The 22361-nt window shown below is 70.1% G+C and carries 18 protein-coding genes; 7 read left to right on the top strand and 11 right to left on the bottom strand.

Going from position 1 to position 22361, the window contains the following annotated elements; translation table 11 throughout:
- Positions 1 to 16: 16 nt before the first annotated feature.
- On the bottom strand, positions 17 to 862 hold the full coding sequence (locus tag BLQ50_RS04825; protein WP_093181757.1) for a sirohydrochlorin chelatase family protein: 846 nt from the start codon (positions 860 to 862) through the stop codon (positions 17 to 19).
- 4 nt (positions 863 to 866) lie between these two features.
- On the bottom strand, positions 867 to 1172 hold the full coding sequence (gene ureA, locus BLQ50_RS04820; RefSeq protein ID WP_093181756.1) for an urease subunit gamma: 306 nt from the start codon (positions 1170 to 1172) through the stop codon (positions 867 to 869).
- A 587-nt stretch (positions 1173 to 1759) separates the two neighbouring features.
- Between ureA and BLQ50_RS04815 the strand changes: the two genes are divergently transcribed.
- The 3 genes from BLQ50_RS04815 to BLQ50_RS04805 all read left to right on the top strand — a co-directional run bounded on the left by BLQ50_RS04815 (position 1760) and on the right by BLQ50_RS04805 (position 8198).
- Positions 1760 to 5155 carry an FUSC family protein gene (locus BLQ50_RS04815; RefSeq protein WP_093181754.1) on the top strand — a complete coding sequence of 1132 codons (3396 nt, stop codon included), beginning with the start codon at positions 1760 to 1762 and terminating at the stop codon, positions 5153 to 5155.
- Between the two features lie 94 nt (positions 5156 to 5249).
- Positions 5250 to 5666 carry a VOC family protein gene (locus BLQ50_RS04810; protein ID WP_093181753.1) on the top strand — a complete coding sequence of 139 codons (417 nt, stop codon included), beginning with the start codon at positions 5250 to 5252 and terminating at the stop codon, positions 5664 to 5666.
- A gap of 57 nt (positions 5667 to 5723) precedes the next feature.
- The gene (locus BLQ50_RS04805; RefSeq protein WP_093181751.1) at positions 5724 to 8198 is read left to right on the top strand and encodes a glycogen/starch/alpha-glucan phosphorylase; all 2475 of its coding nucleotides are present in this window, start codon (positions 5724 to 5726) and stop codon (positions 8196 to 8198) included.
- A 66-nt stretch (positions 8199 to 8264) separates the two neighbouring features.
- Here the strand turns inward: BLQ50_RS04805 and hrpB are convergent, their stop codons facing one another.
- The gene (gene hrpB, locus BLQ50_RS04800) at positions 8265 to 10763 is read right to left on the bottom strand and encodes an ATP-dependent helicase HrpB (RefSeq protein ID WP_175559024.1); all 2499 of its coding nucleotides are present in this window, start codon (positions 10761 to 10763) and stop codon (positions 8265 to 8267) included.
- A gap of 96 nt (positions 10764 to 10859) precedes the next feature.
- On the opposite strand from hrpB, the gene BLQ50_RS18975 reads away from it, so the two are divergent.
- Positions 10860 to 11351 carry a DUF1294 domain-containing protein gene (locus BLQ50_RS18975; protein WP_093181750.1) on the top strand — a complete coding sequence of 164 codons (492 nt, stop codon included), beginning with the start codon at positions 10860 to 10862 and terminating at the stop codon, positions 11349 to 11351.
- 244 nt (positions 11352 to 11595) lie between these two features.
- Here the strand turns inward: BLQ50_RS18975 and uidA are convergent, their stop codons facing one another.
- The 3 genes from uidA to BLQ50_RS04775 form a co-directional block, all read right to left on the bottom strand.
- Positions 11596 to 13371, bottom strand: coding sequence for a beta-glucuronidase (uidA, locus tag BLQ50_RS04785; RefSeq protein ID WP_093181748.1), 1776 nt, complete (start codon positions 13369 to 13371; stop codon positions 11596 to 11598).
- A gap of 201 nt (positions 13372 to 13572) precedes the next feature.
- Positions 13573 to 13815, bottom strand: a complete 243-nt coding sequence (locus BLQ50_RS04780) for a mannitol dehydrogenase family protein (RefSeq protein WP_093181747.1) — start codon at positions 13813 to 13815, stop codon at positions 13573 to 13575.
- A 41-nt stretch (positions 13816 to 13856) separates the two neighbouring features.
- Positions 13857 to 14951, bottom strand: a complete 1095-nt coding sequence (locus tag BLQ50_RS04775; protein WP_245700903.1) for a LacI family DNA-binding transcriptional regulator — start codon at positions 14949 to 14951, stop codon at positions 13857 to 13859.
- 57 nt (positions 14952 to 15008) lie between these two features.
- Between BLQ50_RS04775 and BLQ50_RS04770 the strand changes: the two genes are divergently transcribed.
- On the top strand, positions 15009 to 15851 hold the full coding sequence (locus BLQ50_RS04770; RefSeq protein ID WP_342672048.1) for a phosphoribosyltransferase: 843 nt from the start codon (positions 15009 to 15011) through the stop codon (positions 15849 to 15851).
- Here the strand turns inward: BLQ50_RS04770 and BLQ50_RS04765 are convergent.
- Together BLQ50_RS04765 and BLQ50_RS04760 are read right to left on the bottom strand one after the other, a co-directional pair.
- Complete coding sequence (locus tag BLQ50_RS04765; protein WP_217629105.1) at positions 15848 to 16396, bottom strand: TetR/AcrR family transcriptional regulator; 549 nt, start codon at positions 16394 to 16396, stop codon at positions 15848 to 15850. The genes BLQ50_RS04770 and BLQ50_RS04765 overlap by 4 nt on opposite strands.
- Positions 16396 to 16941, bottom strand: a complete 546-nt coding sequence (locus BLQ50_RS04760; protein ID WP_093182517.1) for a sugar O-acetyltransferase — start codon at positions 16939 to 16941, stop codon at positions 16396 to 16398. Before BLQ50_RS04760 ends, BLQ50_RS04765 begins: the two co-directional genes overlap by 1 nt.
- A 148-nt stretch (positions 16942 to 17089) precedes the next feature.
- On the opposite strand from BLQ50_RS04760, the gene BLQ50_RS04755 reads away from it, so the two are divergent.
- The gene (locus BLQ50_RS04755) at positions 17090 to 18313 is read left to right on the top strand and encodes an MFS transporter (RefSeq protein ID WP_093181744.1); all 1224 of its coding nucleotides are present in this window, start codon (positions 17090 to 17092) and stop codon (positions 18311 to 18313) included.
- Here BLQ50_RS04755 and nirD read toward each other — a convergent pair.
- Together nirD and nirB are read right to left on the bottom strand one after the other, a co-directional pair.
- Complete coding sequence (gene nirD / locus BLQ50_RS04750) at positions 18289 to 18624, bottom strand: nitrite reductase small subunit NirD (protein ID WP_093181742.1); 336 nt, start codon at positions 18622 to 18624, stop codon at positions 18289 to 18291. The two genes, BLQ50_RS04755 and nirD, sit on opposite strands and share 25 nt — an antisense overlap.
- Positions 18621 to 21194 carry a nitrite reductase large subunit NirB gene (nirB, locus tag BLQ50_RS04745; RefSeq protein ID WP_093181740.1) on the bottom strand — a complete coding sequence of 858 codons (2574 nt, stop codon included), beginning with the start codon at positions 21192 to 21194 and terminating at the stop codon, positions 18621 to 18623. Before nirB ends, nirD begins: the two co-directional genes overlap by 4 nt.
- Before the next feature lie 201 nt (positions 21195 to 21395).
- On the opposite strand from nirB, the gene BLQ50_RS04740 reads away from it, so the two are divergent.
- Complete coding sequence (locus BLQ50_RS04740; protein WP_093181738.1) at positions 21396 to 21674, top strand: VOC family protein; 279 nt, start codon at positions 21396 to 21398, stop codon at positions 21672 to 21674.
- Here BLQ50_RS04740 and BLQ50_RS04735 read toward each other — a convergent pair.
- Positions 21623 to 22361 (bottom strand): DUF222 domain-containing protein (locus tag BLQ50_RS04735; protein ID WP_175559022.1); only part of this gene is annotated, 739 nt, incomplete at its 5' end. The two genes, BLQ50_RS04740 and BLQ50_RS04735, sit on opposite strands and share 52 nt — an antisense overlap.

Here is a 22361-nt window from a genome sequence, read left to right as displayed (position 1 = left end):
TTCTTCCCTCCACTGATCAGTGATCGTGCGTGAGTCGGGCGTGGGGTGCAGCGTGCGGGTGGGGATGGGCGTGGCCTGCTGTCGCTGCGTCGAGCTCGAAGGCGTGGGAGTGCGCGTACCCGTGCCCGTGGTCGGCCTCGAGGCCGGCCGCGATCCCGTCGCGACCGTGGGAAAGGTCGTGGTCAGCTGCCCGGACCCGATCCGTGATCACGTTGAGCACGGCGTTCTCCGACATGAGCGGACCGTAGAACCGGGCGCCGCCGAGCGCACCCGAGAGCTCGGCGTCATAGGTCCGCGCAAAGCCTGCGGGTACGATCACCGCCTCGTCCCACCCCAGCAGCCGCAACCGCTCGAGAGTGCCGGCCACCGCGGCGCCGGTGTTCGTGCAGGACACCTCCACCTCGTTGCCGGCCCCGTGCGTGCGCACGAGATGGGCGACGCGATGGAGCTCGGCGTCGTCGAAGGGATTGGCCCGGCGAGCGGCGAGCACGACGGCCGCGCCCGGCGAGCGTGCGACAGTCTCGTTGGCCGCCTTGCGCAGCCATGCGGTGAGGTGGTCGAGCGTCCCGAAGGACGCCGCGAGCGCGACCCGCCCTCGCCCGTCGCCGTCCGCGAGCCACCTGAGGGTCTTGGCCGCGTCCGCGACCATGGTGGGGTTGCGTCCGAAGGTCATCGGCACCACCACCACGCGGGTGCCTGCCACACCCAGGATCGAGGTCACCACATTGTGGAGCTGGCGCCCCGCACCGGTGACGACGGCCCCGGTCAGGGCGGCGGCGTAGTCGTCGAGGTCTGCGCCCCCACCGGCCTCGTGTCCTGCGACGAGCACGATCCGGGGCGCAGCGAGAGGGTCACCGCTCATGCCGTCAGGCTCCCACCGGGTCGTGGCACGAGACGAGCTTGGTCCCGTCGACGAAGGTGGCCTCGACCTGGAGCAGGCTCAAGCGTGGTCGCACGCCGGGCATGCAGTCCCTCTCGGTGATGACGGTCTTGCCGAGCTCCATGCACTCGGCGACGGACTTCCCGTCCCGAGCACCTTCGAGGATGGCCTCGGTGACCAGCGCTTGGGCCTCGGAGAGGTTGAGGAGCGTCCCGCGGTCTCGCCTCTTGCGCGCAAGATCTGCCACTTGATAGACGACCAGCTTGTCGAGTTCTTTCGGCGTCAGGTTCATATCAGCGATACCTTTCCAGGAGTGCGTCCGGCGGCGGACTGCCACCGACCCAAGGTGGTCCAATTTCGACGATACGCGCGCTCGCGAGTACCTGCATGCGGGCTCTGAAGACTCTTCGGCACGGTCAGAACGGGGCACCCAGGACGACCGTCGTGGGCGATAGGTCGGGCGCCCCGGGGCGCCAGCCGCCCCACGGTCTGAAGCATCGTGCGCGGCACTCTCGGCCACCCGGCCCCTCGAGAACGGCCCAGACACTTGCATCTGAAGTTGAAAGGGCAACCGTTCATGCAAGTTCGACGACCTGACCGGTCCGGTCGGACAGGGGGGACACGGCACGGCCATGGCCGGCAAGACGAGGGCGACGGACCCGTCCGCCCACCCGCTGTCCACCCCGCGACGAATGCGCAGGACAGCGATCAATCTCGGGCGTATCATTCCTCCCGAACGATTCACAACGCCATTGATCAGGATTCCGCCATCTTCTTTTCCCAGCCCTTGTTCGCCTTGACACTCCTCGATAAACTGCCATCGTGGAAGCCATTTGGGCGACATTAGGAATAGCGGTTCTGGGAATAACACTCATTGACGTGTTTCTCACCGCACTGAACTACGACGAGGCCGGCTTCATCGCAGGTCCGCTCGCCGCTCTGCAGTGGCGGCTCCTGCGGGCGGCCACCAGGAGGCTCTCCCGCCGGTGGCGCCCGGCAGCCCTGCGCCAGGTCACCGGCCTGCAGATCATGTCCACCGTGGTCGCCTGGATCGGCGGGGTGATCCTCGGCTTCGGACTCATCTACTACGGCAACATGCGCGACGACAACTTCCTGTACGACGGCGTCCACCAGGGGTTCTACAGCGCCCTGTACTTCAGCGCCGCTCAGCTATCGACCGTGGGCACGTCCCAACTCACCCCGAACACCGACTGGCTGCGGTCGCTGTCGATCGCCCAGACCATCTCCGGCGTCGTGCTCGTCTCCCTCATCCTCACGTTCCTCCTGGGGATCTACGACGTCATCAGCTCACTGCAGTCGTTGTCGTCAAAGTTCTACTCCGCCGAGCGCGGCGCCGGAGACCCGATCTCGAGCCTCGAGCCGTTCTTCCCGCTGGGGCAGCCGACCGGCCTGGACAGCCACCTCCAGGCGATCTCGGACTCCTTCGCCTCCTACACCGAAGGGCTGCGCCTGCACCACGCCGCGTACTACTTCCAGAGCGGGCGGGACCAGTTCTCCCTCCCCTATTCCCTCGGGATGCTCAGTGGCGTCGTGGCCAGCCTGCGGTGGGGTGGCCCGACCGGGCAGCTCGCGTCGCTGCAGCCCGTCCTCGTCCCGCTCACCGCCCAGCTCGACCAGTTCAGCGAGTACATCCACCCGTTGCTGCAGTGGAAGAGCACCGACGTCCCCGAGCTCTTGGACTTCGACGGCTTCGAGCGGGCGTGGCGGGCCTCACCCACCGGCGCGGACGCCGACCGGTGGGTGACCCAGTTCGCCCAGCTCAACCACGACATGGCTCGGCTGTCACGCACGAGCCCGGTCGACGACCCCCAGGACACCTATGACCGCTACACCGCGTGGCTCCCCTTCGCCTACCGCATGCAGGGCCTCACCACGGCGGTCAGCCGTGATCTCGACTACCAGCCGATCGTCGTGATGACCGGGCGGTCGGCACGCGGGACGTCGGGGGCGCCGCCGGTCGTGTGGGAGGCGCCGGACCCCGGCCCGGCCCAGGTCGGCGTGACGCCGGCCACCCCGGCTCGTGTGGTGCCCCGCGACTCCCCTGTCACCCGGCACTGGCACGGATGGCGCACCTTCCTCCGCGACAGGTCCGCCCTCATCGACCCCGGGTTCACCCGCCTCGTCGCTGCCCTGCGCGCCCTGCTGTCAGCAGTCCTCGCCGCGACGACCCTCGTCCTCGTGCTGCACGGCTTCGACACGGACTCGACCCAGGCCGCCATCTTCGGCGGGATCGTCGCGATGCTCACGAGCGCCGCGACGGGGGCCGGCACCGGGAAGGGGCGGCGGCTCACCACGGCCCTCGCCGTCGGCCCGGTCGTCCTGGCTGTCCTGCTCACCATCGTCGTCGGAGGCCCCTCGCCGCTCACCGCGGCGTCTCTCGCACTTGTCGCCCTTGTCGGGGTGTGGATCGGGAGATACGGCCTGAGGTGGGCGATCCTCGGCCAGCTCGCCTTCATCGCCTACTACTTCGCGCTGCTCATGCACCTCCAGACCGGGGACCTCGTCGCGCACATCCTGGCCGGCGTCGTCGGCGTGGCCTGGGCGTTCCTCCTGGGCTTCGTCGTGCTGCCGGACCTTCCGGGCCGGGTGGCACGCGACGGCGTGCAGGCGTTCGAGCGGCGGCTGGTCCTCGCCCTTGATCCACTCGTGGACGCCGTCTCGTGGGCGCGGTGGGACCCTGATGTCACGAGCCGGGTCCAGCGCGACATGCTCCAGCTGAGCCGCTCCGGCGCCTTCCTCGGCGGGCAGCTCACCGCCAACAACACGACGCTCGGCCTCACCCCGTCCCAGGCCGGTGCGCTGCGGCTACGGGTCTTCGACCTGGAGCTCGCGGCCGTCATGCTCTCCGACGCGGCACGGGCCGCGACCGGCGAGGCGATGCCGATCGCGCTGCGCGCCCGCCTGGCCGGTGAGATCGAGCTGCTTCAGAAGCACCTGCGGCAGTTCACGAAGGCACCTCGCTGGGCCCAGGACCGGAACCACCGCACGGGGTCGGAACCCGACCTGTCTGCCGCCCCCACGGAGCTGCTGCTGTCCTACGCACCACCGGCCGGATGGCCCGAGCCCGCGCGCCGACTGCACCGCTCGACGGTCGACCTCCTCCGTGCTGCCGACGCGCTTCACTCCGCCCACCCGCTCGACCTCGACGGCCCCGGCATGGACCCGACGGACGTCGTCCCAGACCACGACCACGCAGGCGCGGCATCGACCACAGCGGGCGCCCGGGCAACACTCTCCCCGACCTCGCGGCGCGCGATCCAGGCGGCGGTCTCGACCGGTCTCGCCCTGAGCCTGGGGTCGGTTGCGTCCACGACCCACCAGTATTGGGCCGCCATGCCCGCCTACCAGGTGCTCGGTGGCACGGACGGTGAGACCTTCGTCAAGGCCACCCAACGCATCATCGGCACCGTCGTCGGCGCGGCGATCGGGTTCGCGGTGGCTATCCAGTGGGGATCGAACCACGCCGTCACTCTGCCGCTGCTCGCACTGTGCGTCTTCGCCTCGACCTACTTCCGCACGGTGTCCTCCCCGCTGACCACGTTCTGGCAGACCATGCTGTTCGCCCAGCTCTACGAGTTCCTGGGCAAGCTCAGCACCGTCGCGGTCGAGGTCCGCATCCTCGAGACGGTCATCGGTGCGGTCGTCGCCCTCGTGGTCGCCCGACTCATCCTGCCCGTCCGCACCCGGACCAAGCTCAACGACGACCTCACCGCCCTGGTCGACGAGCTGGCGTCCGCGACGTCGGCCTCCCTCCACCGCCTCGGCGGCGCCGACCTGCCCGTGGGTGCGCTCCGCAGCGAAGGCCTTGCCATCGACCGCCAACTCCGAGCTGTGACGACGACCGCCGCCCCGCTGCGGCACGCATCCGGGGCCCTGGACATCGGGGGCATCGAGGGAGAGCTCACCGCCGTGTGGGCGATGGTCTTCGCGGCCCGTGAGCTGCTGCGCGCGGCCACCGGCACGGAGGCCGGCGACCCCGGGATCCCAGCGGAGAAGTGGGCGCGGCTCACCGCCCTCACCATGGGCAACCTCGACGCGCTCGCCGCCGCGCTGCGCGGCGACCCACAGGACGACATCCCTGGCTGGCTCGATCTCACAGACGACCTGCTCGACGACTCCCCCCTGACCCAAGAGACCCGACGGGTGCTCGGCCACCTCCAGAAGCTCAACGAGACCGCGCTCCTCCTGCTCGACGACCTGGTCCCCGGCGGCCTGGCGGCACCGGACCCGCAGTCGGCGCCGGTCCCGGCCTGATCAGTCGTCTCGACGCGCGCCCCCCGGTGCCACCGGTCGATAATCGAAGGGCATCGACCCGACCCACCGACCACACCCACAAGGCGGCACGACCATGGCCACTCAGCTCAACCCGTACCTGAGCTTCCGCAACACCGCGCGACAGGCGATCGAGTTCTACCACTCCGTCTTCGGCGGCGAGCTGACGATCAGCACCTTCGCCGAGTTCCAGGCGAGCGAGGACCCGGGCGAGGCGGAGAAGATCATGCACTCGATGATCACGACACCGTCCGGGCTGTCGCTCATGGCCTCCGACACGCCGAACTCGATGGAGTACACCCCGGGCACCAACTTCTCCGTCTCGCTCAGCGGAGAGGACGAGGCCGAGCTCCGCGGGTACTGGGGGAAGCTCTCCGAGGGCGGGACGGTCACCATGCCCCTGGACCGAGCACCGTGGGGCGACACGTTCGGGATGTGCACCGACAAGTTCGGCATCGCCTGGCTCGTCAACATCTCCGGTACCAAGCAGTAGCGACCACGCCGCCGGTGAACATCACCCCACCCGGCGTCTCGGGGTAGCGTTGTGCGTGTGACCGAAACCACCCAGGAGCCACCCTCCTCCCCCGTGACCGTCTCATCGTTCGCCGACGAGTTCGTCCGTCAGCTGCGCTACGAACAGGGTGTCGACCTCAACTTCGCCACGAAGGACAACCTCTACCAGGCCCTCGCCGGCACCGTCCGCGGCTTCATGATCGACAACTGGTTGGCGACGCTGCGGACGCAGCAGGCCACCGAGTCGAAGATCGTCGCGTACCTGTCCGCCGAGTACCTGCTCGGCCCGCAGCTGGAGAACGCCCTGCTCGCGACCGGGCTCGAGTCCCTCGCCCGTGGCGCACTGACCAGCCTCGGACTCGACCTGGACGACCTGGAAGGGATCGAGATCGAGCCGGGGCTCGGCAACGGCGGGCTCGGACGGCTCGCGGCCTGCTTCATCGACTCCCTCGCGACGCTGAACATTCCTGCGGTCGGCTACGGCATCCGCTACGAATACGGAATCTTCCGCCAGACCTTCGTCGACGGCCGCCAGGCCGAGCAGCCGGATACCTGGCTGTCCAAGGGGTCACCGTGGGAGTTCCCGCACCCCGACATGGCCGTCGAGGTCGGCTTCGGTGGATACACCGAGCAGGTCACAGACGAGACCGGAGGCAGCCGTACCCGCTGGGTGCCCTCCGAGAGCGTCTCCGCCGTGCCCTACAACTACATGGTCCCCGGCTACGGCACCCACAACGTCAACACCCTGCGCCTGTGGAGCGCAAAGGCCACCAACGCCTTCGACCTGCAGATCTTCAACTCAGGCGACTACGAGGCAGCCGTCCGCGCCCAGACCGTGGCCGAGAACATCTCCAAGGTCCTCTACCCCGAGGACTCGACCCCACAGGGCAAGGAGCTGCGGCTCAAGCAGCAGTACTTCTTCGTCGCGGCGTCGATCACGGACTTCATCACCCGGCTGCTCCCGGACGACTTCGCGCTGACGAACCTCCCTGACCGCGTGACGTTCCAGCTCAACGACACCCACCCCGTCATCGCCATCCCCGAGCTCATGCGCATCCTCGTCGACGAGCGCGGACTGGACTGGGACGTGGCGTGGGACGTCACCCGCGCCAGCTTCAACTACACGTGCCACACGCTGCTGCCCGAGGCGCTCGAGGTGTGGTCGGTCGAGCTGCTGGGCCGTCTGCTCCCCCGCCACCTGGAGATCATCTACCGGATCAACGAGCAGTTCCTCGCCGGAGTCCGCGCGGCATTCCCCGGCGACGAGCTCCGGGCGCGTCGCATGTCGATCGTCCAGGAGCAGCCGGAGCGCGCCGTGCGGATGGCCTTCCTCGCCACGGTCGCCAGTTCCAAGGTGAACGGCGTCGCGGCGTTGCACTCGGAGCTGCTGCGGGACAAGGTGCTCAACGACTTCTCCGGGCTGTGGCCCGAGAAGTTCACGAACGTCACCAACGGCGTCACCCCTCGCCGCTTCATCAAGCTGAGCAACCCCGGGCTCTCCGAGCTCATCGACGCGGCCATCGGCACCGGCTGGGTCAACGACCTCGAGCGCCTGCGCGAGCTTGAGCCCTTCGCTGAGGACGCCTCGTTCCGGGCCGCCTTCCGCACCGTCAAGGCCGAGAACAAGAAGCGCTTCGTCGACCTGCTCGCCACCCGTGACGGGATCGAGCTGTCCTCCGATGCGCTCTTCGACGTCATGGTCAAGCGCCTGCACGAGTACAAGCGCCAGATGCTCAAGGTCCTGCACGTGATCACGACGTACGACCGGGTGCTCAAGGGCGAGCTGCGCGCCGCCGACCTGACCCCGCGGGTCGTCACCTTCGGCGCGAAGGCGGCCCCCGGCTACCGGATGGCCAAGGAGATCATCGCGCTGATCAACGCCGTCGCCAAGGTGGTCAACACTGCCCCCGAGCTCGAGGGACGCCTGCGGATCGCTTTCCCGGCGAACTACAACGTGACCCTCGCCGAGAAGCTCATCCCCGCGGCCGACCTCTCCGAGCAGATCTCGCTCGCCGGCAAGGAGGCCTCCGGAACCGGGAACATGAAGTTCGCGCTCAACGGGGCGCTGACGATCGGCACCCTGGACGGCGCCAACGTCGAGATCTACGACCTGGTCGGGGCGGACAACTTCTTCCTCTTCGGGCTCACCGAGCCCGAGGTCCAGGACATCTCCGACGCGGGGTACCGCCCCGGGTCCTACTACGAGGCGAACGCCTCGCTGCGCGGTGCGATCGACCTCATCGCCTCGGGTGCCTTCTCCGGCGGGGACCGAACGACCTTCCAGATGATCGTCTCGGACCTGCTCGACAAGGACCGCTTCATGGTCCTGGCTGACTACCAGGCGTACATCGAGGCCCAGGACAAGGTCGACGTCGCCTACGCCGACCAGGAAGCCTGGTCACGTGCCGCGATCCTCAACGTCGCCCGGTCCGGCTTCTTCAGCTCGGACCGCTCGATCCGCGACTACCTCGACCGCATCTGGCACGCGTCACCGGTGCCCGTCGTCAAATAGTCACCTGACGGGCCGCCGTCGTCTCCCCACCGGGATGCACGACGACGGCCCGTCGCGCGTGCGCCCTCACCCCGCGAACGGGTCCTCCGGCCAGGCGTGCTTGGGGTACCGCCTGCGCAGCTCCGCGCGGACCTGCGGGTAGCCGGTCCGCCAGAAGGACTCCAGGTCGGCCGTGACAGCCGCAGGGCGGCGCGCCGGGGAGAGCAGGTGCAGCAGCAACGGCACCCGGCCGCCGGCCAGCGTGGGGGTCGCCTTCCACCCGAACACCTCCTGCACCTTGACCGCGAGCACCGGCTGGTCCCCGGAGTAGTCGATCCGTGGCCGGGCCCCGCTCGGGATGGCCACCCGCTCGGGCGCCAGCTCGTCCAGGCGCCCGGCTACCTCCCACGGCACGAGCCGGCGCAACGCCACCGGAACGTCGACGCGCTGCAGATCCCGCGTCGTCCGGATCCTGCCGAGGTCCGGACCGAGCCACCGGTCGATGTCGGCGAGCAGCGCCTGATCGCTCACGTCGGGCCACGGCGAACCGCAGGCGCGGTGCACAAAGGCCAACCGTGCGCGCAGCTCCCGAGCCGACTCTCGCCAGGGCAGCAGGTCGAGCCCGTCGCGTTCGAGGCCCGTGCGGATCGCGGCGACGACCCGCTCGCGCGGTGGATCGGTCAGCGGAGCCGAGCTCAGCTCGATGGCCCCCAGTCCGGTCGTGCGGCGCGCGAGGACCCTGCCGTCCACCCAGGCGACCTCCTCGTCGTCGTGCAGGGCGGCTGAGGCGGCCTCGAGGGCGAGGTCTTCGTCGAGGGGAGCGGCCGAGCGGATGACGGCGTCGCGCCGGCCCGCGCCGCGATCGGCGTCGGCGATCGCGAGCCAGTCGTAGCCGGCCAGCGGCGACCCTGGCGGCAGGTCCGCGCCGGTCCCGGAGACCATGAGATAGCGGGTTCCGCCGGGGCGGCGGCGCGCGACCCGGTCGGGGTGGGCGAGCGCAACGACAAGCCCTACGGCGAGGTCCTCAGTCAGGTCGCTCCGGTCACGGGTGTCCCGCCCGCGCGGCACGGCCCGCTGCAGCCGCTGGGTCTGCTTGGCCCAGGCGGCGCCCTCAGGGCCGCCGCGGCGCACGTCACGCAGCGCGGCGACGAGGTCCCCGCCGGGGGCCCGCACATCCTGGGACAGCAAGGCCACCACCTCGGCGGCGCGCCGGGCCCCGATGACCACGCTCGCGTCGAGCAGGGCGCGGGCCAGCCGCGGATCGACGCCGATGCGTGAGATCTCCCGGCCACGCGGGGTGACCCGACCGTCCGGCGACACCGCGCCCAGCCCCACCAGGGTCTGACGTGCGACCGCCATCGCAGCCGCTGGCGGCGCGTCCATGAGGGCCAGGCCAGAGCCGTCCGCGCTGCCCCAGCAGGCGAGCTCGAGCGCGAAGTCGGTCAGGTCCGCGGTCATGATCTCCGGGGTGGGGTGCGCGTTCAGGCGCGCGTGGTCCTCCCGTGACCAGCAGCGATACGCCGCCCCCGGGCCCTCGCGGCCGCTGCGTCCGGCACGCTGAGCTGCGCTCGCGCGGCTCACCCGGACAGTCACGAGCCCGGCGAGCCCGCGCCGGTGGTCCGTCCGCGGCTCGCGGGACAGACCGGCGTCGACCACGACGCGCACGCCGGGGACGGTCAGTGACGACTCGGCGACCGCGGTCGAGACGACGACGCGGCGCCGGCTCCCGGCCGCGAGCGCCAGGTCCTGCTCTCGGGAGGGCAGTCGGCCGTGCAGCGGCCGGACGTCGACGTCGAGCCCGCCCAGGCGGCGCACGACGGCGCCCACCTCCCCGGCCCCGGGCACGAACACCAGGACGTCGCCGGTCTGCTCCGCGAGCGCCCGGCGGGTGGTCGCCGCGACGTGGTCGAGGAACGGCTGGGTGACGCCGCGCTCGTCGAGGGCGGCGGACCGTGGCGGCGGCGGGCACCAGACGTCGGTGACCGGGAAGAGGGCGCTCTCGACCGTGACGACCGGGGCAGGTCTGTCGCCCGGTCCCGTGCCGCCGGCCCCGCCGAGCAGCTGAGCGGTGCGCTCCGCCTCGACCGTGGCAGACATGGCCACGACCACGAGGTCGTCACGCAGGTTCGCGCGGACGTCGACGAGCAGGGCGAGGGCGAGGTCGGCATCGACCTGACGCTCGTGGCACTCGTCGAGGACGACCGCACCGACGCCGACCAGCTCGGGGTCGTTCTGCAGCCGTCGCAGGAGCACCCCCGTCGTGACGATCTCGACCCGGGTCGCGTCGGTCGTCGTGGACTCCCCGCGGACGGTGTACCCCACGGTCTGACCAACGGGTTCGCCGAGCAGCTGGGCGAGGCGCCGCGCGGCCGCCCGCACCGCGATCCGCCGCGGCTGCGTGACGATCACCCGACCCGCCACGACGGCGGCCAGCGCGGGCGGGACGAGCGTCGTCTTGCCGGTCCCGGGAGGCGCGTGCACGACGGCCACCCCGCGCGCGCCCACGGCACGGACCAGCTCGGAGAGACCAGTCCGGACCGGGAGGTCCGGCGGGTCGGCGAGCAGTCGCGCGATCGGTGTGGTCATACGGATCATTCTCGCCGGTCAGGCAGCCGCCTCGGACACCCACCTCAGACACCCATCCCGGACACCCGCCCCACCGGCCCTCGCTACACTCGCCGCATGACTCCTCCCGCCGGCCCCGGACGCGACACTGACGGCGCCACCCGGACCCGTGAGCCCCAGGCGAGCTCGGGTCGGCGCGGGCGCTCGCGTCGACTGTCTCGGACGCTCAAGGTCGCGGTGCCGCTCGGGGTGAGCGCAGGCGCCGTGGCCGCGCTGGGCACCGTCTGGACCGTTCCGTCCTGGACGGCTTGGGTGTACGCCGCAATGAGCCTGCTGACGTTCGTCGTCTACGCGAAGGACAAGGCCGCGGCGCGAGGCCGGCGCTGGCGGACACCCGAGAGCACGCTGCACCTGCTGTCCCTGCTCGGTGGGTGGCCCGGTGCACTCCTCGCGCAGCAGGTGCTGCGGCACAAGACCATCAAGGTGAGCTTCCGTGCGGTCTTCTGGTGCACAGTGGTCGCCAACCTCGTCCTCCTGACGGTGGCGAGTTCACCTGCCGGAGCATTCGTGATCGGCTCGCTGCGCGATGCCCTGTCCGGCACCGGCTAAGGCGCGGATCTGCCCGACCGCCGTGGCGATCACTGTGACGACGTCGGGCCCGATGTCCACCACGATTCCGGGTTCGTCGGCTGCGAGCGGCTCGAGCGTGGCGAGCTGGGACTCCAGCAGGGCCGGGGGCATGAAGGCGTCGTGGTCGACGGCCGCTGGGTGGCCTGGGAAGCGGGCGTCGTCGCTCGCGGGTGCTTAGTCATGAAGGACATCTGGGCTCCTTTGCCCGTCGCGCAGAGCGCAACTATTTTCCGAGTGTGGTCCAACGTGCACGGAGTGCGTGGGCGGCCGCCTTGGGCTTGCGGTCGCGTGTGAAGACGCCCTTCTTGTTGCCGTCGACGCGGAAGATACCGACCGACGTCTGGAAGTCGGCGAAGTTCCAGACCTGCTCGCCGACGAAGGCCTCGATGCGGTCGAAGACCCGGTGGTTCATCTCGAGGTAGGCCGACTGGTACTCCTCGGTCCACGGCTGGTCGAAGATCGAGTGCAGACCGGGCTGGGTGTCGGCGCCGTACTCCGTCATGATGATCGGCTTGCCGTACTTCTCCTGCCAGCCCCGCAGCTCGGTCTCGAGGTGCACCTCGGCGCTGGCCAGGTCGCCCGTGTCGGCGTACCAGCCGTAGTAGCGGTTGAGGCACATGACGTCGAACAGGTCGGAGATGAGGTCGGTCTCGAAGGTCGCGAACATGACGTTGACAAAGGCGACGGGGCGCGTCGGGTCGAGCTCACGAGTGAGCGCGGCGAGCGGCTCGAAGTATTCACGCGCGCCGGCCTCGCTCGAGCCCGGCTCGTTGGCGATGGACCACATGACCACGCTCGGGTGGTTCTTGTCCCGCGCGACGAGCTCGCGGATGGCCTGGGCGTGGACGGCCTGGGTGCGGTCGTTGATCGTCTCCGGCGAGAAGGTCGGCTTGACGACCCCACCGAAGATCCCACCCGCCATGGCCAGGTTGAGCCCAACCGCTGCGGTCTCGTCGATGACGACGATGCCGTGCCGGTCGGCGAACTCCATGACCTCCTCGGCATAGGGGTAGTGGGAGGTCCGGAAGGAGTTCGCCCCGATCCAGTCCAGGAGCTGGAAGTCGTGGACGAGGTAGGCGTTGTCGTGGCCCTTGCCGCGGACCGCGGTGTCCTCGTGCTTGCCGAAGCCGGTGAAGTAGAACGGGGCACCGTTGATGAGGAACTGCATGCCGCGGACCTCGACGGTGCGGACCCCGACGGGCAGGACGTACTCGTCGGTCACGGCGCCTGCGTCGTCGAGCGTCTCGATCGTGAAGTCGTAGAGGTAGGCGGCACCGGGTTGCCACAGGGTCACGTCCTCAACCCGGAGCGTGCCCTGGGCGCCGTCTGCCTGACCGACGACGCGGCCGGTCGTGTCCCGGACGCTCACCCGGACCTGCCCTGCCTCGGTGGTGGACACGTCAAAGCCGATGAGACCGGTCGAGCCGTCGACGTCGGTCGTGATCGTCACGTCGCCGACCCGCAGGGCAGGTGCGCTGTAGAGCCAGACCGAGCGGGCCAGGCCGGCGTAGTTGTAGAAGTCGTGCAGGTACCGCTGCTGGCGGCGCCCGTCCGCGGTGACCTCGATGGATCCCGGCGGGATGGTCTCGTTGGTGAGCACGTTGTTCACGGCGATCGTCAGCCGCAGCACCTCGCCGGCCGTGACGAGCTCGGTGATGTCGGCCTCGAAGGGGGTGTATCCGCCCACGTGCTCGGCGACCAGCACGTCACCGACGTAGACCCGGCCCTCGTGGGTCGCGGCGTCGACACGGACGAACACCCGCTCCCCCGCCCATCCGCGCGGCACCCGGACCTCGCGCTGGTAGCGGACCCAGCCGACGTGGTCGCGGATCGCCGGGTCGGTGAACAGGTCGTTGTAGCTGGCCGGGACGGGAGCCTCGAGGCCGGACTCGACACGAGCGGTCCAGGATCCCGCGGTTTCGTCGTTCTCGACGGCGAACCGCCAGAGACCGTCGAGGTTGAGGAGCTCACGGGTGGCGGAGGACTGCGGTTTCAGCATGACTGACCTTCCTGGGTCGCTTCACTGCGACTGCGCGACATTGCGGGCTAGATTCGTGGGACCTGGTGCTGCTGGCTCTGAAAGTAACCGGAGCCGGTTCGGGCTTCCTCCAGTGGATCACGCATCCCGCCGTTTGGCATGCGATTGCCATTTGGCCGAATAGCTGGTTGTCGGCGGGTCCCGAACCTGCTGGTGAGAGCCTCAGCTGAACGAGGTGACGACCGAGCGCACCCGAGCACGGAATGCGGCGTCGGCGGCGATCTGGGAGAGGCGATGCTCGATCCGGGCATTCTCGAACCGGTTGTGCAGCGCCGCCCGGTAGGACGCCAGGTCAGGACTTGCGGCCGGCAGCACTCGTTCGGCCTCGTCCCACAGAGCCTCGGCCCGGCCCCGGCAGACGGGGTCTGCCACGGCATCGGCGACGCTCACGCGGCCATGGAGCAGGCCAGCGAGCTACACACGAGAGCGGGCGCGCGGCGTCGGGCTCAGGTCGCCTGCGGCGCGCCCGTCGAGCCGCGGACCACGAGCTCGGTCGTCAGGTCACCAGTGACTAGGCAGGGCGTGACCTGGTCACCGGTCGTGATCGCGTGCAGCACAAGGTCGACCGCTCGGGTCCCCGCCTCGAGCAACGGTGAGCGCACGGTGGTCAGCGGCGGCGACGTGAAGTCGCTGCCGAAGATGTCGTCGAAGCCGACGATGCTCAGGTTGTCGGGGAACACCACGCCGCGCAGGCTCGCCTCGCGGAGCAGACCGATGGCCATGAGGTCGTTGTAGGCGACCACGGCAGTCGCTCCCGAGAGCTGGACCCGGGCGAAGGCGTCGCGCCCGCCCGCGAGGGTGGGCGCATTCGGACCGATCTCGATGAGAGACATCCCGTGGGCGACGACGCTCGCGCTCAACGCATCCCAGCGCCGGCCGCTCATCCACGAGGTGGTCGGCCCCGAGAGGTAGACGATCGAGCGGTGGCCGAGCCCGTGCAGGTGGGCCACGGTCTCGTCGACCCCAGGTCCGATGTCCGGGACGACCGACGTGACGCCGTCCACCTCGCGGTTCATGAGTACCACGGGCTTGCGCCGGGTCAGCGCGAGGATCCGCTCGTCGCTCAGCCGCGTGGTCGCCAGGACCACGCCGTCAACCGACGGCAGGAGCCGTTCGATGGCTGTCTCCTCGAGGTCACCGGACTCCTGCGACTCGGCGATGACAAGCGTCAGGCCAGCGGCCGTGGCTGCCCGCTCGGCGCCGCGCACGACGTCGAAGACCATGGGGTTGGTGATGTCGGCGAGGAAGAGACCGAGGGTGTTGGTCCTCCCGGTCGGCAGCGCCCGCGCCATCGGGTTGGCGTGGTAGTCGAGCTCCTTCGCCGCGGCCCGAACCCGCGCCTCGGTCTTGGCGTTGATCCGGCCCGGCTGGTTGAGCGCACGGGAGACGGTCGACGGGTTGACACCCGCGAGCTGGGCGATGTCATAGATCGTGGGTGCCCCGCCGCTGCGCGTGCGCCTGCGCGGCGCAGGCTCCGGCACTGCGGCGATCGCGTCGTCCGCAAGGGCACTCTTGTCGCTGACCACGATGTACTCCTCCACGGGCTGACCTGGGCCCAGTCGGCTGCCACGGCGGCCGACTGCGGTGCATCAACGGTGATGCACCTCGCCATCACCACACTGCGGCATGACCACAGGCGGCTCCAATGGTGCCATCCTGCCACTGAGGCAAACGATTGCCAACTAGCGGTACACCACGCGGCTCCCCGAGGAGCCGCGACCGCACGGCCGCAGCCCCGTCGCGAAGCGAGCGATCCCCCTTCCGTCAGCCGCCGCGCGGGGCGAGGATGGACGGAGGAACTCACGGGAGCGGCACAGATGTCAGGGTTCGTCGATCGTCGAGATGCCGGGCGCCAGCTGGCTCGGCGACTGGAGCACGTGCGAGGGCCGGGCGTCGTTGTGCTCGGCCTGCCTCGCGGCGGCGTGCCGGTGGCGGTCGAGGTTGCGCGAGCGCTCGAAGCACCGCTCGACGTCGTGGTGGTCCGCAAGCTTGGGTTCCCGGCTCAGCCGGAGGTAGCCATCGGCGCAGTCGGCGAGGGATCCGTGGGTGTACTCGAACATGCGACGCTCGCCTACGTCTCGGACCGCGAGCTCGACGAAGTCCAGCAATCTGAGCGAGCAGCGGTCGACGCCCTCGTTGCCCGGCTGCGCCACGGACGCGCCCCGCTCGACCTGACCGGAAAGGTGGCTCTCGTCGTCGACGACGGCCTGGCCACGGGGGCGACCGCTCGGGTCGCCGTCGAGGTGGCCCGCGCCCGTGGTGCGGCACGGGTGGTGGTCGCCGTGCCGGTAGCCCCGCCGGAGGCGACCGCCGCGGGGCTCGCGGCCGACGAGCTCGTCCAGGTTCTCAGCCCCCGCACCTTCCGCGCCGTAGGGCAGTTCTATGCGGACTTCACCCCGACCTCGACAGATGAGGTCGTCGAGCTCCTCGACGCCTTCTAGCCTCCCGCGCCTCGGCAGATGCGCTCGATCGCGCCGACGGTGACCTCGGGGTCGTGACACTCGGTGTCCAGCGCTCGGTGGATGGTCAGGCCCTCGATGAGCGCATCGAGCTGACGTGCCGTCGTCGGGTCGAAGTGACGCTCGAGGGCCGCCCGGCTGCGCCGCATCCAGTCGCGGGTGATCGTGCGGTAGGCGGGGTCGCGGGCCGCCAGCGTGTACAGCTCGTGGGTGAGCACGAGGTTGGCCGGAGTGTCGAAGACATCCTCATGGATGATCGCCGCGACTGCGGCCTTCGCCTCGGCGACCCCGACGACCGAGGCCAACCGCTCCTCGAAACGGACTGCCACGGAGCCCGCGAAGCGGGTGAACGCCTCACGGAGCAACTCGTCCATGTCCGTGAAGTGGTAGGTCATCGACCCGAGCGGCACGTCCGCCCGGGTCGCGACCTTGCGTGCGGAGAGTCCGGCGACGCCCAGCTCGGCGATGGCCTCGATCGTCACGTCGATCAGGCGGTCACGTCGGGTGGGATCAAATCTCCGGCTCATCAGATGCTGCGGATCACGCGGGCCGGGTTGCCGACCGCGACGACGTTCGCCGGGATGTCCCGGCTGACGACCGCGCCGGCCCCGATGACGCTGTTCTCCCCGATGGTCACGCCGGGGCAGACGATCACGCCTCCCCCGAGCCAGACGTTGTTGCCGATGGTGATGGGCTTGGCTGCCTCCCACTTGTCCCGGCGCGGGGCGGGCTCGACGGGGTGGGTGGGGGTGAGCAGCTGGACGTTGGGGCCGATGAGGACATCGTCGCCGATCGTGATCGCGGCGACGTCGAGCGCCGTGAGGTTGAAGTTGACGAAGCACCGGGCGCCGATAGTGATGTTCCTGCCGAGGTCGATGTACATCGGCGGGCGGATCTCGGAGCCCGCGCCGATCGAGCCGAGCATCTGCTCGAGCAGCACCCTGCGCAGCGGACCCTGCCGGGCGGAAGTCTGGTTGTAGGCGTCCTGGAGATCGAGGGCAGCCGCGCTCGTCTCACCGATCTCGGGGTCGTCGGCGAGGTAGAGATCGCCTGCCAGCATGCGCGTGTGCATCGTGCGGGTGTCAGCGGGGTCCGGGTAGCCGTCGGGACCGACTCCGGACGTGGGCTGGGTGGTGCGGTCAGTCGTCATAGGTACGAGCGTACACTTGGCGCGGACGAACGTGCACAGCCGCCCGCCCCTCACCGATCTTGGAGCACCGATGGATCCCACGACCCGCAGATGGCGGCTGGCGCTCTTCGCCACGATGTTCGTTGCCGGCCTCGCCATGGCCTCCTGGGTCTCACGCACCCCTGCCGTCCGCGACGCCGTCGATGCTTCGACCGCGCAGATGGGTCTGGTCCTCTTCGGTCTCTCGGTCGGGTCGATCACGGGCGTCGTAGCCTCCGGGGGGCTCGTCCGCCGGCACGGCGGTCGTCCCGTCATCACGGCAGGTGTCACGCTCATCGCGGCCGGGATGGCCGTCGTCGGGCTCGGCGTGCTGCTGGGCGTGGCCGGCGGCGTCTTCGCCGGGCTCGCCCTGTTCGGCGCGGGGATGGGGCTGTGCGAGATCGCTCTGAACATCGAGGGTGCCGCCCTCGAGGCGGCCCTGGGCGCCCCGGTCCTTGCCACCCTGCACGGGTGCTTCAGCCTCGGCACGGTGGCCGGCGCGCTGCTGGGCATCGCCCTGACCGCGGCCGACTTCCCCGTCGTCGCGCACCTGGTCATCGTCGCGGTCGCCACCGCCGCAGTGTGCGCCTGGGGCGCCCGGGCCGTCCCGGCCGGCACCGGCAAGGCCCAGCCCGACGACCGCGCACCCAGCTGGCGCGACCAGCTCACCGTGTGGCGCGACCACCGGCTCGTGCTCATCGCCCTGATCATCTTGGCCATGGCCTTCGCCGAGGGGTCCGCCAACGACTGGCTCCCGCTGCTCATGGTCGACGGGCACGGGACGTCCGCGACGACCGGATCGCTGATCTTCGCCGGCTTCGCGACCGCGATGACCGTCGGCCGGTTCGCGGGCGCGATGGTGCTGCGCCGGGTGAGCCGCTCCGCGGTCGTACGCTTCTGCGCGCTGTTGGCCGCCGTCGGACTGGCCCTCGTCATCGTCGTCGACAACACGGTCGTCGCGGGAGTCGGCGTCGTGCTGTGGGGACTTGGGGCTTCGCTCGCCTTCCCGGTGAGCATCTCCGCGGCCGGCGACCACCCCGACTCCGCCGTGCGCGTCAGCGCGGTTGCTACAGCCGGGTACTTCGCCTTCCTCGTGGGGCCGCCGACCCTCGGATTCCTCGGCGAACACGTCGGGCTACGCGGGGCGATGGTCCTCGTGCTGGTCTGCGTCCTCGCGGCGTCGTTCGTCACGCCCGCGCTCCGCACGCCGGGCGGCGAAGGCCCGGCGATCGTGCCCGACGACGTCCCGGCCTACCCGAGCGAGACCCGCACCTGACCGCCGGTCACCTCGACCGCGCACGTGCGCAGGTCGACCGGGTCCTTGCCGACCGGGTCCAGGCACTCCCCCGTGGCCAGGTTCCACACCTGCTTGTACATCGGCGACGTCACCGTCGCCACGTCTCCGCGCGACCCGATGATCCCGCGGGACAGGACGTTCGCCCCCGAGTACGGATCCCGCTGGTGGATGGCGAGCACGCGGTCGTCGGCGAGGCGGAACAGGGCGACCTGCACGCCGTCGACCATGGCCCCCGCCCCCAGCTCGGGGAGCAGGTCGTCCATCGCACACACTGCTGTCCAGCTCGTCATGAGCGCACCTCGATCGTCCGGGCAATGACCGGGTTGTTGTTGGAGATCTCGCCCGCACGAGCCGGGCGGACCTGACCTCGCTCGGAGGTGTAGGCCAGGTCGGGGTCGTGCTCGTCGGGCAGGTTCACGAAGGACACGAAGCGCTTGAGCTTCTCCGGGTCGGCGAGCGTGTCCGCCCACTCGTCGGTGTACGCCTCCACGTGCTCGGCAATCGTCTGCTCGAGCTCGGCGCCCAGGCCGAGGGAGTCCTCGACGAGCACCTTGCGCAGGGCGGTGATGCCGCCCGGGTAGCCCGCCACCCACGGCGCGGTCCGCTCGAGGCGGTCGGCCTCGCGGATGTACAGGGCGAGGAAGCGGTCGATCACCTGCACGAGGCGGTCGTCGTCGAGGTCCTCGGCGAGCAGCTCGGCGTGGCGCGGGGTGAACCCGCCGTTGCCGCCGACGTAGACGTTCCAGCCCTTGTCGGTCGCGATGATGCCGACGTCCTTGCCGCGCGCCTCTGCGCACTCGCGGGCGCACCCGGAGACGCCGAACTTGAACTTGTGCGGGGAGCGCAGGCCGCGGTACCGCAGCTCCAGGCGGATGCCCATGCCGACGGAGTCCTGCACGCCGAAGCGGCACCAAGACTGCCCGACGCAGGACTTCACCGCGCGCAGGGACTTCCCGTAGGCCTGACCCGACTCCATCCCGGCGTCGATGAGACGCTGCCAGATCTCGGGCAGCTGGTCGATCCGGGCCCCGAACATCCCGATCCGTTGCGCGCCGGTCACCCGGGTGTACAGCCCGAAGTCCGCCGCGACCTGGGCGATGACCATGAGCTTCTCCGGGGTGATCTCCCCGCCCGGCACCCGCGGGATGACGGAGTACGTCCCATCCTTCTGCATGTTCGCCAAGGCGTGGTCGTTCGTGTCCTGCAGCGCGATGTGCTCGCGGGAGAGCACGTGCCCGGCCCCCTGGGAGGCGAGGATCGAGGCGACTGCCGGCTTGCAGATGACGCAGCCACGGCCTGTCCCGTGGGCGGCCACCACTTCGGTGAACGTGCGCAGCCCCTCGGCCCGCACGAGCGCGAACAGCTCCGCGCGGGACATCGAGAAGTGCTCGCACATGGCGTGGGAGACCTCGATCCCCGCCTTCTCGAGCGTGGCGTTGACCAACTTGGTCACGAGCGGAACGCAGGACCCGCAGATCGTCCCGGCCTTGGTGCACGCCTTGACCGCGCCGACGTCCATGCACCCGTGCTCGGTGACCGCGCCGCGGATGGTGCCCGCGGTGACGTTCGCGCAGGAGCACACCACGACGTCGTCGGGCAGGTCCGTGCTGGGGATTCCAGCGCCGCCCTCGGGGGCGAGGAAGGCGGATGGGTCTGCGCCGAGCGCGCGGCCCAGCATGGGCCGCAGCGAAGGGTAGAGCGTGGTGTCGCCGACAAACACGCCGCCGAGCAGGATCTTGGCGTCGTCGGAGACGACCAGCTTTTTGTAGGTCTTGGCGACCGGGTCGGCGAAGGTGACCTCGAGCGCACCCGGGGAGAGGGCGAAGACGTCGCCGAAGCTCGCGGCGTCGATCCCGACGCCCTTGAGCTTGGCGCCGGCCGGCTGGCTCGCGTAGGTCAGGTCGCTGCCGAGCAGTTGCCCCACGACGACGTCGGCCATGACGTTGCCCGGCGCGACGAGGCCCGTGCACTCGCCCTCGTAGGATGCGCACTCCCCGATCGCCCAGACCGCCTGGTCGGAGGTCCGGCACGTCGGGCCGACGACGACGCCGCCGCGCTCGCCGATGGCCAGCCCGGACTCGCGGGCGATGCGGTCGCGGGGGCGGATGCCGGTCGAGAAGATGACGATGTCGGCGGGCAGCTCGGAGCCGTCGGTGAGCGCCATGGTGCCCACGGGGCCGTCGGCGGCCGCACCGAGCGCGGAGGCGCCGGTCGACGTGTGCACGTCGATGCCCATGTCGGAGATGAGCACGCGCAGGGCTTGCCCGCCGCCGTCGTCGAGCTGGACGTTCATGAGGCGGTCGGCGAACTCCACGACGGACGCGTGCGCGCCGAGCTTCTGCAGCGAGGCCGCGGCCTCGAGCCCCAGCAGCCCGCCCCCGACGACGACGCCGCGCAGCGGGCGTCCCAGGGTCGCCTCGCGTTCGGCGATCCACGCGGCGATGCCCGCGACGTCGGCCATGGTGCGGTAGCTGAACACGCCGGGCAGGTCGGTGCCCTCAGCGCGCGGGCTCCACGGCCAGGAGCCGGTCGCGAGCACGAGGGTGTCGTAGGCGATCGCGCCGCCGGAGCGGGTGTGCACGAACTGGGCATCGCGGTCGATGGCCTCGACCCGGTCGTCAGAGACAAGCTCGACCCGGGGGTCGTCCCAGACAGACGGGTTCATGGCGAGATCTGCGGGGCTGCGTCCGTCGAAGAACTCCGACAGGTGCACGCGGTCGTAGGGCAGATGCCCCTCGTCGCCGACGACGGTGAGCGTCCAGCCGTCCTGCGGCCCGCGGGCGATGAGCTGTTCGACGAAGCGGTGCGCGACCATGCCAGCGCCGGCGACGACGATTCGGCCGAGCTGAGTGGTGTTCATGACTTGTGCCTTCGGTCGAGGGTCTGCGGTGGGACGTCCTGTGTGGCTGGCTGCCCAGATCTATTCTCCCGGTGGCTTCCGTGCAAAACCGGGCCCTTGGACCCAGCCCATGGTGCCTGGTCGTCGTCCGAAAGTGCGCGTTCTACGCCTCGACGTGACGTTGCCGACACGTGACCTTGCTGACACGTGAATACTGGGCACATGACTCCTTGGGTGCAGGGCATCAGTGCCATCACGCTGTTCACGGACAATCTCGCCGAGACGAAGCAGTTCTACCAGGAGGTGTTCGGGATGCCGCTCGTGTTCGAGGACGCTCAGTCCGCGGCCTTCGACTTCGGCGGTACGGTGATCAACCTGCTTGCATCGACCGAGGCGCCGGGTCTCATCGGACCAGCCCCGGTCGCCGCGCAGGCTGACGGGTCGCGAGTTCAACTGACGCTGACGGTCGAGGATGTCGACGCGGTGTGCGCGTTGGCGTAGAGGCCGGTGAACTCGTCCCACGTGATGTGGACCGACAAGTGCGGGCGGACGTTGGCGCCCTTGCCAGCGATCCCACCGTCCAGGACCAGGTGGGCCAGGTCCACGAGGGAGTCGACCTTGCGCAGGTCCGCCGGCCGCAGATCGTCGGCGGCCGGGACGCCAGCGACCGCGCGGAGCGCGGCATTGAAGGCCTGGCCGTGCTCGGTCGTGACGAACCCGCTGATCTGCATCCCACCCAACGTCGGTGAGATCTGCAGGAACTCCCGCTCGACCGCGTCCTTGAACGCCTTCTCCTGAGCTTCCGGGTCGCCACTGACGGTGAAGCCTTTGATGAGCTTGCCGAACTCATCCACCTTGCATGTCCCGGCGTTCCCCAGGAGCATCTGCTCGCCCGTGCACACCGGCCCCGCCGCAGTATCACTGGCCACCGGCCCAGCCAACTTCTCGCGCAACGTCTCCGTGCCCGTGGCCTTCACCATGATCGACACGTGCTCGGCGGTGATCTCCCCAGCACACGCCGCAGCAGCAGTCGCGGGCAGGTGCTCACGCAACGCCCGCGCCGCCCCGACCGTCCGCTGCGCCAACGCCTTCGACAGGCGTTCCCGCGAGGCCAACCACGACGAGAAGGAATGCATCGTGTCAGCACGCCACGAACCTTCAGCCTCGATCTGACCGATCAACACCAAG

Source organism: Sanguibacter gelidistatuariae, from assembly GCF_900096585.1.
Lineage (GTDB): Bacteria > Actinomycetota > Actinomycetes > Actinomycetales > Cellulomonadaceae > Sanguibacter > Sanguibacter gelidistatuariae.
Note: the sequence above shows the minus strand (reverse complement) of the source record. Positions and strands in the feature narration are given on the sequence as shown.

Bases quoted from the DNA above. Each gene is read 5' to 3' on its own strand.
- BLQ50_RS04825 (WP_093181757.1), bottom strand. From the start codon at position 862: ATGAGCGGTGACCCTCTCGCTGCGCCCCGGATCGTGCTCGTCGCAGGA.
- ureA (WP_093181756.1), bottom strand. From the start codon at position 1,172: ATGAACCTGACGCCGAAAGAACTCGACAAGCTGGTCGTCTATCAAGTG.
- BLQ50_RS04810 (WP_093181753.1), top strand. From the start codon at position 5,250: ATGGCCACTCAGCTCAACCCGTACCTGAGCTTCCGCAACACCGCGCGA.
- hrpB (WP_175559024.1), bottom strand. From the start codon at position 10,763: ATGACCACACCGATCGCGCGACTGCTCGCCGACCCGCCGGACCTCCCG.
- BLQ50_RS18975 (WP_093181750.1), top strand. From the start codon at position 10,860: ATGACTCCTCCCGCCGGCCCCGGACGCGACACTGACGGCGCCACCCGG.
- uidA (WP_093181748.1), bottom strand. From the start codon at position 13,371: ATGCTGAAACCGCAGTCCTCCGCCACCCGTGAGCTCCTCAACCTCGAC.
- BLQ50_RS04770 (WP_342672048.1), top strand. From the start codon at position 15,009: ATGCACCTCGCCATCACCACACTGCGGCATGACCACAGGCGGCTCCAA.
- BLQ50_RS04765 (WP_217629105.1), bottom strand. From the start codon at position 16,396: ATGAGCCGGAGATTTGATCCCACCCGACGTGACCGCCTGATCGACGTG.
- BLQ50_RS04760 (WP_093182517.1), bottom strand. From the start codon at position 16,941: ATGCACACGCGCATGCTGGCAGGCGATCTCTACCTCGCCGACGACCCC.
- BLQ50_RS04755 (WP_093181744.1), top strand. From the start codon at position 17,090: ATGGATCCCACGACCCGCAGATGGCGGCTGGCGCTCTTCGCCACGATG.
- nirD (WP_093181742.1), bottom strand. From the start codon at position 18,624: ATGACGAGCTGGACAGCAGTGTGTGCGATGGACGACCTGCTCCCCGAG.
- nirB (WP_093181740.1), bottom strand. From the start codon at position 21,194: ATGAACACCACTCAGCTCGGCCGAATCGTCGTCGCCGGCGCTGGCATG.
- BLQ50_RS04740 (WP_093181738.1), top strand. From the start codon at position 21,396: ATGACTCCTTGGGTGCAGGGCATCAGTGCCATCACGCTGTTCACGGAC.